The organism is Aeromonas sp. S9(2024), assembly GCF_041403185.1.
Lineage (GTDB): Bacteria > Pseudomonadota > Gammaproteobacteria > Enterobacterales > Aeromonadaceae > Aeromonas > Aeromonas enteropelogenes.
The window spans coordinates 81,805-94,957 of record NZ_JBGLRE010000001.1 but is presented as its reverse complement, the minus strand read 5'-3'; the positions used below and the strand labels follow the sequence as shown (position 1 = coordinate 94,957).

Annotated in this window: 5 protein-coding genes; 4 read left to right on the top strand and 1 reads right to left on the bottom strand. The window is 64.1% G+C overall.

Features of this window, described 5'->3' with window-relative positions:
• Window positions 1-62: 62 nt before the first annotated feature.
• Complete coding sequence (locus ACB028_RS00375) at window positions 63-2,999, bottom strand: EAL domain-containing protein (RefSeq protein ID WP_223380328.1); 2,937 nt, start codon at window positions 2,997-2,999, stop codon at window positions 63-65.
• A 135-nt stretch (window positions 3,000-3,134) separates the two neighbouring features.
• Here ACB028_RS00375 and ACB028_RS00370 point away from each other — a divergent pair, with 135 nt between their 5' ends.
• From ACB028_RS00370 to pbpC, 4 genes are all read left to right on the top strand, one after another.
• Complete coding sequence (locus ACB028_RS00370) at window positions 3,135-4,823, top strand: FAD-dependent oxidoreductase (RefSeq protein WP_371143202.1); 1,689 nt, start codon at window positions 3,135-3,137, stop codon at window positions 4,821-4,823.
• A gap of 204 nt (window positions 4,824-5,027) precedes the next feature.
• Window positions 5,028-5,687, top strand: a complete 660-nt coding sequence (locus ACB028_RS00365; RefSeq protein ID WP_223380330.1) for a DedA family protein — start codon at window positions 5,028-5,030, stop codon at window positions 5,685-5,687.
• A gap of 213 nt (window positions 5,688-5,900) precedes the next feature.
• Window positions 5,901-10,721: an alpha-2-macroglobulin gene (locus ACB028_RS00360; protein ID WP_371143487.1), complete on the top strand. Its 4,821-nt coding sequence runs from the start codon at window positions 5,901-5,903 to the stop codon at window positions 10,719-10,721.
• A gap of 115 nt (window positions 10,722-10,836) precedes the next feature.
• A complete protein-coding gene (pbpC, locus tag ACB028_RS00355) occupies window positions 10,837-13,083 on the top strand; it encodes a penicillin-binding protein 1C (protein ID WP_223380439.1) in 2,247 nt (748 codons plus the stop codon).
• The last annotated feature ends 70 nt before the right edge of the window (window positions 13,084-13,153 follow it).

The window sequence follows — 13,153 nt, the reverse complement described above, 5'->3', positions numbered from 1 at the left end:
CAACTCCAACGATTCGCGCAGGCCGTTATTTTATTACATAAATCCTTATTGTTCCTACACCTTTAGTCTGCCGGATGGCCGCCGAGCAGTTGTTCGAGTGCCCTGACGGGGAGCGGACGACAAGTGAGGAAGCCCTGATAGTGCTGGCAACCCAGCTCCTTGAGAATGGCCAGCTGGGCCTCATCCTCGACCCCTTCCGCCGTCACGGTGAAACGGAACACCTGGGCCAGATCCAGGATCGCCTTGACGATGGCCTTGTCCTGCTCGCTGTGCACCAGGGTCTGGATAAAGCTTCTGTCGAGCTTCACCTCGTCGGCGGGCAGGTCGCGCAGATAGGCCAGCGACGAGTAGCCGGTGCCAAAGTCGTCGATGGAGAGCAGGATGCCGAGCTCCTTCAACTGGTGCATCCGGGCAATGCTCTCGCGGCGGTTTTCCAGCACCACGGATTCGGTCACCTCCAGCAACAGGCGGGAGGGTGGGACGCCGGTATCGCGCAGTATGTACTCCACCTGCTGCACGAAGCCCTGGGTATGGAATTGGCGGGCGCTGACGTTGACCGAGAGGTGAGGGATCTGGAGCCCCTGGTTGAGCCAGAAGCTGTATTGGGCGCAGGCGGTTTTCATCACCCAGTAGCCGATCTCCAGAATGAGGCTGGTCTCCTCGGCGATGGGGATGAACTCACCCGGCGGCACCATGGTGCCATCGCTGCGCTGCCAGCGCAGCAGGGCCTCGATGCCGGAGAGGCTGCCGTTGTCGACCCGGTACTGGGGCTGGTAGTGCAGCAGCAGCTCATGGTGGCGCAGGGCATCGCGTAGCTGGTTGGTCAGGGTCAGGCGGTTTTTCTCCTGCTGGGCCATCGCCTCGCTGAAGAAGACGTAGCTGCCCTGGCCGGTACGCTTGGCCATGTGGGTGGCGGTATCGGCCTGCTGCATCAGGGTCAGGTGATCCATGCCATTGCTGGTAAAGAGGCTGATCCCCACAGAGGCGCTGCAGTGCAGTTTGTGATCGCCGATGTCGAACGGGGTACGAAACAGTCCCATCAACTCGCGGGCGAAGTGTTCCGCCAGGATCTTGGCAGTGACCTCTCCTTGTCCCAGTTGGGTGAACAGCAGGGCGAACTCGTCTCCCGAGATGCGGGCCTGGATCAGGTTGTCCTGGGGCAACTCCCGAAAACGCCGCACCACCGCCTGCAGCAGCTGATCGCCGCAGGCGTGGCCGAGGGAGTCGTTGATCGACTTGAAGTTGTCGAGATCCACCAGCAAGAGGGCGCCCCACTGGCCGCTGGATTCACCCAGGGTGCGTTGCAGCGCATCGTTGAGACTGCGGCGATTGTAGAGACCACTCAGATCGTCGTAGTAGGCGAGCTGCTCGATATGTCTGGCAGCCTCCTTCTCCTGGGTGATGTCGTAGAAGCTGCAGATGAAGTGGCTGATCTCTCCCTGTCCATCCTTGACCCCGCTCACCATCAGGCGTACCGGAAAGAGGTGGCCATCCTTGTGCAGGCACTGCTCTTCGCCGAGCCAAAACTCCTGCTCGGTGACCGCACGCCGCACCACCTCCTTGAGATCGTCCCCATAGTAGGTGGGGCGCAGCTGGCGAATGGAGTGACCAATCACCTCCACCTCGCTAAAGCCGGTGATCCGGCTGAAGGAGAGATTGACCTTGAGCACGATGCCATGGTGATCCATCACCACCAGGCCGTCATGGGTATTGAAGGCCACTTCGGCCAGGCGCAGCGCATCGTCGGCGGCGAGCCGTCGCAGCTCGATGGCGGCCCGCTCGTGCTGGCTGCTCAGCTGATCGAGAAGGGGCTCGGGATCGGCCAGCGGCGCATCGAGCAGCAGGGAGAGGTGACCCATGATGGTGCCGTCGGCGCCGTGCAGGGGGATGCCGACATAGGCGTTGGCATTGGTGGCCAGCAGCTTGGTGGCATTGGGATAGCGCAGGGGCAGATCTTCCACATAGAGGGCCTGCCCGTGCTCAAAGAGCTCCCTGCCCGGACCCGGATCCATCTGGATGGGCTTGAGGGTGGAGAAGGTTTGCTCATGAAAGACGCAGCGGGGGATGATCCAGAGCTCCTGGCCGCGGGGCTGGTACTCACCGATGAGGCCGATACGGGCCCCGCTAATGGTCATGGCCCACTGCACCAGGGTCTTGCAGTAGTCTATGCCGGTCAGCCGGTGCAGCTCGGCGGGCAGGGTAGGCTCGTCGTCATGGGATTCGTCTCCTGGCTGCCAGTGGCCAAGCAGCTGGGCGCTGTGGCGCACCAGTTGCAGCATCTCGTCGCTGATGGGGGTTGGCTCCAGGTATTCGAGACTGAGGACACCAAACAGCTTGTCCTGCTCAAGCAGGGCGCAATCGAGGCGTGAACGGATGCCGGCGCTGGTCAGATAGAGGTGTTGGCTCAACATTGGCTGGTGGGCTGCTTCGGAAAAACTCAAGGATTTGCGGGTGCGCAGGGCGCGAATGTAGCGACTGTCACCCCGGATCGGATAGAGGCTCTCAACCCCCAGGGTAAACACCGGGCTGAGCTGTTCACCCCCCAGCTCGCCATTGGCCTGGTAGTGCCAGAGAATGAGTCGATCGGCCCCCAATGTCTCTTTCAGCGTCTCCAGCAGCGGCGCATACTGTTGCTGGCTTGCCATCTGGCTCAGCCGCGGCAGTTGCAGGGCAAGATCGGCCACCGGAAGCTGGCGCTGATGCTGCAGGCAGATCAGCCAGAAGTCATTTTGTTCATGGGCAATGGCGATGTGCCACTGCTGCTCGGCAAAGCGCAGGGAGATCTTGCCCCCCTGGCCATTGGCCAGCAGCTGTTCGATGGGGTGGCGCAGGGCGTCGGGAAGCTGGGCTGGCCAGGGGGCTCTGGGCTCATCGAGCCAATAGAGCGGTGTCTGCATCACGTCGGTCAGTGCGACCAGCCGTTGGCTGTGCATATCCAGACGAAAAAAGAGCGGCGTCTGGCGGGGAGAAGAGATCTGACTGAGTGCGGTAGACGACATGAACAAACAACATCCTGTTAAGCAACCGTCGGGCTTGCAAGAATACTGCAAAATCGAGGGAAACAAAATTTCATTGAACTCTAAATTAGAAAAAGCTAATTTATTGGCCATTAACGTCCATGAGGAGTCATGCTGATGAAAAGGATCCTGATTATTGGTGGTGTAGCGGGGGGCGCATCGGCGGCCGCCAGGGCCCGTCGCCTGAGCGAGGATGCGGAGATCGTGATGTTCGAGCGAGGCGAATTCGTCAGCTTCGCCAACTGCGGTCTGCCCTATCACATCGGGGGAGACATCCCCCATCGGGATGCCCTGTTGCTGCAGACTCCCCAGAGTTTCAAGCGCCGTTTCAACGTCGATGTGCGTGTCTTCCACGACGTCATCGAGATAGACAAGGCCGGCAAGACCCTGCTGGTGCGCAATCTGCAAACCGGTGAAGAGCAGCGCGAACCCTATGACGTGCTGCTGCTAAGCCCGGGGGCGGCCCCCATTCGTCCGCCTTTCCCGGGCATCGACAGCCCCCATGTTCATACTCTGCGCAATATTCCGGACATGGATCGCATCCTGGCCGCCCTTGAGCACGATCAGCCACGCCACGTCACCGTGGTGGGGGGCGGTTTCATCGGCCTGGAGATGATGGAAGCCCTGCACCAGCGCAAGCTGGAGGTCACCCTGCTGGAGCTCTCCGATCAGGTGATGGCGCCGGTCGATAAAGAGATGGCCAACATGCTCCACGCCCGCATTCGCGAGGAGGGGATCGATCTGCGCCTGCGCACCGGCCTCTCTGCCATCGAAAGCCTGGATGTACTGGCGGAAAAAACCGCCGCCGTGGCCACCGAACAACGGGGTGGATTGCGTCTGACCCTGAGCGATGGCACCCATCTCGATACCGGTCTGCTGATCCTGGCCATCGGCGTCAAACCCGAGACCCTGCTCGCCGCCAAGGCCGGGCTGGAGCTGGGCCCGCGTGGTGGCATCAAGGTGGATGCCGGCATGCGCACCTCGGATCCCTTCATCTACGCGGTGGGGGATGCGGTGGAGGAGACCGACTTCGTCACCGGCGAGTCCGTGCTGATCCCGCTGGCAGGCCCTGCCAACCGTCAGGGCCGGATTGCCGCCGACAACATGCTGGGGCGCAGCGAGACCTACAAGAAGACCCAGGGGACCGCCATCTGCAAGCTGTTCGATCTGGCGGTGGCGAGCACAGGTCTCAACGAGAAGCGGTTGGTGCAGCTGGGTCTGCCGTTCGAGAAGGCCTATGTCCATCCGGGCAGTCACGCCGGCTACTACCCGGGAGCCCATCCCGTCAGCCTCAAGCTGCTGTTTGCCCCGGATGGCAAGATCTACGGCGCCCAGGCCATCGGCAAGGATGGCGTCGACAAACGAATCGATGTGCTGGCGGTCGCCCAGCGTGCCGGGCTCACCGTGTTCGACTTGCAGGATCTGGAGCTCACCTATGCGCCGCCGTTTGGCTCGGCCAAGGATGTGATCAACATGGCGGGGTTCGTGGCGAGCAACCATCTGAAAGGGGATACCACCCTCTGCCACGTGGCCGAAGTACAGGCCCGTCAGCCGCACCAGATGGTGCTGGATGTGCGCAATACCCCCGAGCTCGACAAGCTGGGCCGCATCCCGGGGGCGATGCATATCCCCCTCGATGAGCTGCGCGGCCGCCTCGCGGAGCTGCCCAAGGACAAGGAACTGCTGATCAGTTGTCAGGTGGGGCTGCGCGGCCATGTGGCCTGTCGCCTGCTGAGCCAGCACGGCTTCAAGGTGAAGAACCTTTCCGGCGGCTTCAAGACCTGGCAGATGGCCACCGCCGACTGATTACCTTCTGTGCCTGTTTGCCCCTCTCCCTTGTGCGCGCAAGATGAGGGGCTTTTTATACCCGTCATTCAGTCCTCTCATCCGGCCTGCAACAGATAGACACACTTTTTTTGCTGACATTGTGAAAAATTAACGTGTTGTTCAGGGGCGTGCGGATATAACGCGAGCCTTGTACACGAGAAACAGTGTGGTAGGGAGTGTGACATGCTGGATATGCTGATCGCCATTTGGCATCAGGACTTTGATGCACTGGTTCAGATGCAGGCCGTGCCCATGCTGATCGGCTGCCTGATGCTGGTGCTGCTGCTGGAATCCGCCTTCGTCTTTCTGCCCCTGCCGGGAGACAGCCTGGTGCTGCTGGCCGGTGGCCTGGTCGGGATGGGGGTATTTGGCCCCGAAGTCACTCTCGGTTATCTGCCGCTGGCGGCGGGGATTGGCTCCGTGCTCGCCTACCTGCAAGGGCGGGCGCTGCAGCGCACCCGTTTCATGGACCATATCGAGCGAATGCTGCCCGCCGAGAGTCTGCCAAGGGCAACCAACCTGTTGAAACGATATGGTTTTCTGGCCATGTTCTCGTCCCGCTTCATCCCGTTCGTGCGGGTGCTGACCCCCATGCTGATGGGGATTGGCCGTCTGAGCGTGCTGCGGATGTGCATCGCCAGCTTCGCCAGCGCCTTCCTGTGGGCGTTTTGCCTGAGCCTGGTGGGCAAGCTGGCGATGAAAACCTCCTTCTTCGCCCATCACAGCGAGCTGCTGACCCGCCTGCTGCTGATCGCCTCCCTGGTGCTCTTCCTCGCTGCCGTCATGGCCATTCTCTTTCGCTGGTTCAAGGGGGGAGCGAAGAGGGAGACGACCCACGAGTAACGGATAATCTTGACTCCCGCTGGTGGCGTGCGGCGGTTGTCTGCCAAGGGATCGCCGCGTCGGTAATGGGCTTTGTGTCGAGGGGGCGGGATGCCTTATCCTGTTCCCTGTCACGCTGCCATGGCAGCGCTTTACCCCGGGATGGATCCTATGCGCCTCTTTACCCTTCGCCCTGTTTTCCACCACGCCGTCCGTTCACCCTCTTTCCCCTTTATGCGCCGCGCAGCGGCCCTGCTGTTGGCGGGGATCACCGGTCTGCTGTTGGCCGGCTGCGGTCCGGACAAGCCCGCGACTACGGCAGAGGCTCCCGCAGCGCAACAAGAGATTGGGGCGCCGGACGCCGTGGTGCAAGCCAATGCCCGTCAATATCGGGATGCACCGGCGCTGGCGCTGGTTTTCTCCGGTCCGCTCACCCCCAGCGCAAGCTGGCAGCGCTGGCTTGCGGTGAGCGAGGGGGGCAAGCAAGTGCAGGGGGAGTGGATCCTGGCCGATGATGGCCGCACCCTCTATTTCCCGAACGTGCAGCCCGACAAGCGTTACGAGGTGACCCTCAAGGCTGGGCTGGGCCCGTCTCCCCAGAGCTGGATCCTCAAGACCCGGCCACTGGAAGCGGGGGCCTCCTTTACCGCCAGCGGTATGGTGTTGCCGCTGCGCGACGAGCTGCGCCTGCCCATCAGCGCGGTCAACGTAGACGAGGTCAATATCGACTTCTTTCGGGTCGATGCCGCCTATCTGCCGCGCTTTCTGGCCGAGTACAGACCCGGTTCCGGCATGGGCAACTGGGAGCTCGAACAGATCACCAAGCGGGCCAAACGGGTGTTCAGCGGTCGCTATGCGCTGGAGCTGGATCCCAACCGTCGCGAAACCCGCCTCATCAATGTGAAAGAGCCCCAGCTGGCCGAGGCCGGCGTCTATTTTGCGGTGATGTCCCCCCTTGGCAACTACGACTGGCGCAAGGAGACCACCTATTTCGCGGTGAGCGACATGGGGCTCAGTGCCCGTCGCTATCGGGATCGGCTGGAGGTGTTTGTCAGTTCGCTGGCAACGGCCGACCCACTCAAGGATGTGCAACTCTCTCTGCTCGACGAGAAGGGCAACCGGCTGCAGGTGCACGCCACCGACAATCGCGGTCATCGCCGGTTCGATCAGGTGCAGGGAGCCCGCTTGCTGCTGGCGGAGCAGGGCAAGCATCTGGCAGTGCTGCGTCTCGATGGTGCGGCGCTTGACCTCTCCACCTTCGATCTTGGAACCCAACCCTGGCAGGCCCAGCAGTTGTATCTGTTCAGCGGGCGCGATCTCTATCGTCCCGGTGAGCGGCTTGACAGCGAGATCCTGCTCAAAGGGCAGGATGGCCAGCTGCTGCCGGGGATGGCGGTGGAGCTGGAAGTGAAACAGCCGGACGGCCAGCTGCTCGAACAAAAACGGCTGCTGCCGGACAACCTGGGCGCCGCCCACTACGGCCTGCGTCTGCCGATGGATGCGCCGCTCGGGCGCTGGACCATCAACCTCAAGACCGCCGCTGGCAGTCGCTTCGAGTGGCCTTTTCTGGTGGAGGAATTTCTGCCTGAACGGTTGAAACTGCAGCTTGGCAAGGGGCCGGATGGTGAAGTCACGGATCTGGACGCCGCCCTCACCCTGCCGCTCAGGGGGGATTACCTCTACGGCGCGCCAGCGAGTGCCACCAGGGCGAAGGCGGAGGTGAAAATAAGCCGCGCCACCATGCCCTTTACCCGGTGGCAGGAGTTCACCCTGGGAGACGTGCTGCTCGGCGAGCAGGCCAAGGCGCTCGATCCCGTCAATCTCACTCTCAATGAGCAGGGACAGGGGACCGTTTCGCTGGCAGATGAACTCGACGGCGTGCGTGCCCTTGGCCCGCTGGAGGTGGCCTATCGGGTGTCGCTCTCCGAGCCTGGCGGCCGCGCCGTCAATCGCAGCCGCACCCAGTATGGCTGGCCCGAGGGGAGCCAGTGGCCGGCGCTCAAGGCCGATTTTGTGGCTGATCGGGTGGAGGGAGGCAGGCCGCTGCCGTTCCAGATCCTCAACCTCGATAAACAAGGGCAACCGGTGGCGGGTGAGGTGAAGGTGCGTCTCATCAACGAATACCGCGACTACTACTGGCACTACGCCGATGGGGAGGGGTGGAAGTACGAGTTCAACAGCCAGCCCTATCTGGAACAGGAGCAGACCCTGCAGCTTGACGGCAAGGGGCCGACGTCTCTCAGTCTGACGTTGGCGGCGGGCTGGTATCGCCTCGAGGTGGAAAATAGCCAGGGCCATCAATCCAGTCTGCGGCTGGAGATCGGCAGCTACGCCTGGGGCGGTGGTGGCGAGCAGGCGCGGCCCGACAAGATCGCCATCACCCTCGACAAGCGCGCCTATCAGGCCGGTGACAAGGCAAAAGTGACTCTGGTGGCGCCGCGCCCGGGCAAGGGGTTGCTGCTGGTGGAGGATAGTGACGGTCTGCGCTGGTGGCAGCGTATCGAGCTAAAAGCCGAAGGTAGTGAAAAAGAGGGGCGTGGCGAGTTCGAGATCCCCGTCAGTCCCGAGTGGCTGCGTCATGATTTGCATATCTCGGCCCAGATCGCCGCACCGGATAGCGACTCCAAACCAGCCAGCAGCCAGCAAGGGCAGAGCCTGCGCTCGGTGGGGCTGGTGCCGCTGACGCTGGACAGGGAGTCCCGCCGCCTGCCGCTCACCCTGAGTGCGCCGGACATGGCGGTACCGCTCACCCGTCTCGAGGTAACCGCTACCTCGACCCCGAATAGCCAGGGGCGGGTGGTGCTGGCAGCGGTGGATCGGGGCGTGCTCAACATCAGCGACTATCGCCCCCTCGATCCGTTCGAGATCTTCTTCGGTCGCAAGCGCTTCGCTCAGGACTTGTTCGATAACTATGGTCAGGTGATCCCGCCCCAGGATGGCAAGCTGGCCCGTCTCAACTACGGCGGCGATGCCCCGACCCTGAAGAAGGGCGGTGCCCTGGAGAGCCGGGTCGAGATCGCCGCGCTCTGGAGCGGCGAGGTGAGTTTTGACGAGCAGGGCAAGGCGCTGATCCCGCTCGAACTGCCCAATTTCAACGGCGAGCTGGCGTTGATGGCGCTGGCCTGGAACGAACAGCAAGTGGGGCAGGCAGAGCGCGCCGTCAAGGTGGTGGCGCCGCTGGTGGCCGAGATAGGCTGGCCGCGCTTTGGCGCGAGAGGCGATGAGACCCGCGCCCTGGTGCAACTGCGCAACATGAGCGGCGAGGATCAGACCCTCTCCCTTGATTGGACCCTGAATGGCGGACTTAAGGCGAACGGCAATCTGCCCAGCACCCTGGCCCTTAAAAATGGCGAGGAGCAGTGGCTGACGTTGCCGCTCACCGTGACCGGGGCGAGCGGGGTAGCGCGTTTGCAACTCGCCGCCAGCGGCAAGGATATCGCGATAAGCCGCGATTGGTCGCTGCCACTGCGCTCTCCCTGGCCGGCCCAGACTCGCCAGCGCTACCAGATGCTGGTACCTGGCCAGCAGATGAGCTTTGCGCCAGACGAGCTGGCCGGGCTGGATGGCGCCAATTTGCAGGGGCTGCTCAGCCTCTCCGGTACGCCCCCCTGGGATCCGGCCGCCCAGTGGCAGGCGCTGGCCGACTATCCTTACGCCTGTCTGGAGCAGACCCTGTCGCGCGCCTGGCCCTATTTGCTCACTACGGCAGAGGAGCGCAAGAGCTGGTCTAAAGGTTTGCCCAAGGCCGACAAACCGCTGAGCGAGGCGGAGCTGCAGCGCGCCTTGCTCCAGCGTTTGCAGCGGTTGCAACTGCCAAGCGGCGGTTTTGGCCTCTGGGACGGTCGCTCCGACGAGGAGCAGTGGCTCACCGCCTATGCCGCCGACTACCTGCTGGCTCGCCAGGAGGCCGGCGATGCGGTGCCGGAAGCCATGTTGAGTCAGGCCCTCAAGCGCCTGCAGAGCTACCTAACCGACAGTCAATACGGGGAGCGTTGGAGCAGCGCCCCCGAGCACAGCCGACTGGCCTATCAGGCTTATAGCGCCTATGTGCTGGCGCGGGTGGGCAAGGCGCCGCTCGCTACCCTGCGCCTTATCTGGGAGCAGCAGGCGGATCACGCCCGCTCCGGTCTGCCGCTGTTGCACCTCTCGCTGGCCTTCTCGGCCATGGGGGATGAGCAGAATTCGGCCAGAGCCCTCGACCGGGCACTGACCACCGAGCGCGGTGACGGCTATCTGGGGGATTATGGCTCTGCGCTGCGCGACCAGGCCCTTGAGCTCTCCCTGCTGCGCCGGCACAAGCTGGCGGAAGATCGCTGGCCAGCCCTCAGTGCCCAGGTGGCCGATACCTTGGCCCATCGTCAGTGGCTCAGCACCCAGGAGCGCCTCGCCCTGCTGCGCCTGGCTCAGGCCGATCCGGCCGCCGGGTGGCAGGCGCGGATCACCTCGTCATCCGGTACTCAACCGGTTGCCGGTGACACCAGCCTGCAGCTTGGCGCCCCCGAGGCGTTGGCGGCCAGCACGGTTACCAACGAGGGCAAGGGCTCGCTCTATGTGCAGCGCACCCTGATTGGCTACCCCGAGCAGGCTCCTGCCCGGTTGAGTCAGGGGATAAGCGTGACCCGCAGCTGGTTCAATGCCGATGGCCAGCGTTTCGATCCGGCCAGGGTGCGGGTCGGCGATCTGGTAGTGGTGCGGCTCAATGTCAGCAGCGGATCGGCGGTGCCCGATGCCCTGCTGGTGGAGATGCTGCCGGCCGGTTTCGAGCTGGAGAATCCGGCCCTTGGCAACAGCATCAAGCTTGAAGACCTGTCGATTGAGGGGAAACCGGCCTGGCAGAGCGAGTGGAACCACTACCTCAAACATCAGGAGTATCGCGACGATCGCTATACGGCGGCCCTCGATCTGAGCGCCGGGAGTAACCAGCAGCTGGTCTACCTGATGCGGGCGGTGACGCCGGGTCACTATCGGGTGCCGCCGACCCAGGTGGAGGACATGTATCGGCCTGAGCTCAGAGCCGTGGGGGAGGACATCCACGAGGTGACCATCTCTGAGTAGCGCACCGATGGGAGAGGGCGGGAGCCTCGCCGCCCTGCGCGCCCGGGCCGGTCAGTGGCTGCGCAATCTGGGGCTTTCCCTGCGGCGCCTGCCACGGGGATTGCGGCTGACAGCCATGGCGCTGGGGGGGCTGGCACTGACGGCGCTGGCGCTGGATCGCGCCTTTCCGCTGCCGCCGCTCGATCCCGCCTATGCGCGGGTAGTGCTCGACATGAAGGGGAGGCCGCTGCGCGCCTTTGCCGATACCAGCGGGGTATGGCGCTATCCGGTGACTTTTGATCAGGTCTCCCCCCGCTATATCGAGGCGCTGCTGGGCTACGAGGATCGCTACTTCTGGCGCCATCCCGGGGTCAATCCGGTGGCCATGGTGCGCGGGGTCTGGTTGTGGCTGCGCCACGGGCGGGCGGTATCGGGGGGCTCGACCCTCACCATGCAGGTTGCCCGCCTGATCGAACCCTATCATAGGAGCGTGCCCGGCAAGCTGCGCCAGATGGCGCGGGCGCTGCAGCTGGAGTGGCACTACGACAAGCGCACCCTGCTCACCGTCTACCTCAACCGGGCTCCATTTGGTGGCAATCTGGAAGGCGTCCAGGCGGCGAGCTTTGCCTATCTCGGCAAGAGTGCGGCCAGGCTGACCCATGCCGAAGCGGCGATGTTGGCGGTGCTGCCCCAAGCTCCCAGCCGCTATCGGCCGGACAGGCATCCCGAGCGGGCCCGCGCCGCTCGTGACAAGGTGATGCTGCGGCTGGTCAGGCAGGGCGCCTGGCCCGAGGCCGTGTGGCGGGAGGGACGCATCGAACCTGTGCTGGTCCGCGCCCGTTTCACCCCGATGGAGGCGCCGCTGTTTGCCCGCCTCGCCGCTGCCAGTCAGCCGGGGGCCCTGGTGCACACCACCATAGATGGCGATCTGCAGCGCTGGCTGGAGGGGCGGGTAGAGAGCTATATCCGCCGCTTCCCCGAGCAGACTTCCGCCGCGCTGCTGCTCGTCGACAACCGGACCATGGCGGTGCGTGCCTACGTAGGCAGCGCCGAGTACGGCAACATGAAGCGTCACGGTTACCTCGACATGGTGCAGGCGATCCGCTCCCCCGGCTCCACTCTCAAACCCTTCATATATGGCCTGGCGCTGGATGAGGGGCTGGTTCATTCGGCCTCTCTGCTCTCCGATGCGCCAAGGCTTGGGGCTGATTATCGCCCCGCCAACTTCACCGGCGCCTTTCAGGGGCCGGTGACCCTGACTCGGGCGCTACAGCAATCCCTCAACGTGCCGGCGGTGCAGGTGCTGGAGGCGCTGGGCCCGGACAAGCTGGTCAGCCGGCTCGACAACGCGGGAGTGAGATTAGCGCTCTCCGATCACCCCAACCCGGCCATTGCGCTGGGGGCTGCGGGCATTCGGCTCGAGCAGCTGGTGGCACTCTACAGCGCGCTGACCCGTCAGGGGCAGGTGGCGATGCCGGTCTGGCTGGCAGATCAGCAGGCAGTGTCGCGCCCCTTGCTGAGCCCGGGGGCCGCCTGGATCATCTGGCAGATCCTGAGCGCCCAGGGGCGGGCGGATCAGCCCTTTGCCAGCGAGGCGAGCGGTCGGGTCAACCGGCTGGCCTGGAAGACGGGCACCAGTTATGGCTATCGGGACAGCTGGGCGCTGGGGGTTTCCGGTCGCTGGACCCTGGGGGTTTGGCTCGGGCGCCCCGACGGTACCCCCATGCCCGGTTTTTACGGCCAGAGTGCGGCAGTGCCGCTGCTGCTCTCGGTTTACTCGCGGCTCGGGGACGACAGTCCCTTGCCGGTGCAACCCAACACGGTGAGTGAGGCCGAGATTTGCTGGCCGCTGGGGCGGCGGGCGAGCACCACCCTGCCGGAGACCTGCCTGCAGCGGCAGAGTGCCTGGCTGCTGGAGGCGCGGGATCCCCCCACTTTGCCCGATCCGCTGGACTGGCCTTCGCCGCTGCGTCAGGTTGCGCTGACCGATCAGGGAAAACCCACCATGCCCCGTTGCCGCGAGGCCGCAGGCTCAGGCTGGCGTGCGCTCTGGCCGCTCTCGCTGGAGCCCTGGCGGGCTTTTGGCGAGCGGCGGCAAGCAGTGTTGGCAGGCGGCTGTGCGGGAGAGGCGGCGCGAACCGAGTTGCAGGTGCCCATCCGCATCCTGGCGCTGGGGGAAGGCAATCTTATCCGCAGCGAGCGCTACCGATTGCAGCCCAAGGTGCTGGGGGGGGTCGGCAAGCCGGCCTGGTTTCTCAACGGCCAGCGGCTGCGCTGGGACGGGGATCAGGTGCTGAGCGAGGCGGGTCGCTACCAGCTGGTGGTGGTGGACGAGGCGGGCAACAGCGATCGCATCGAGTTTCGGCTGGAGAATCCCTCCTGAGAGGATGCGCCCCCCTTTGGGGTGTCAGAATATTGACGACATCGGGGGATGGCTCCGATGCCGTCAGCGG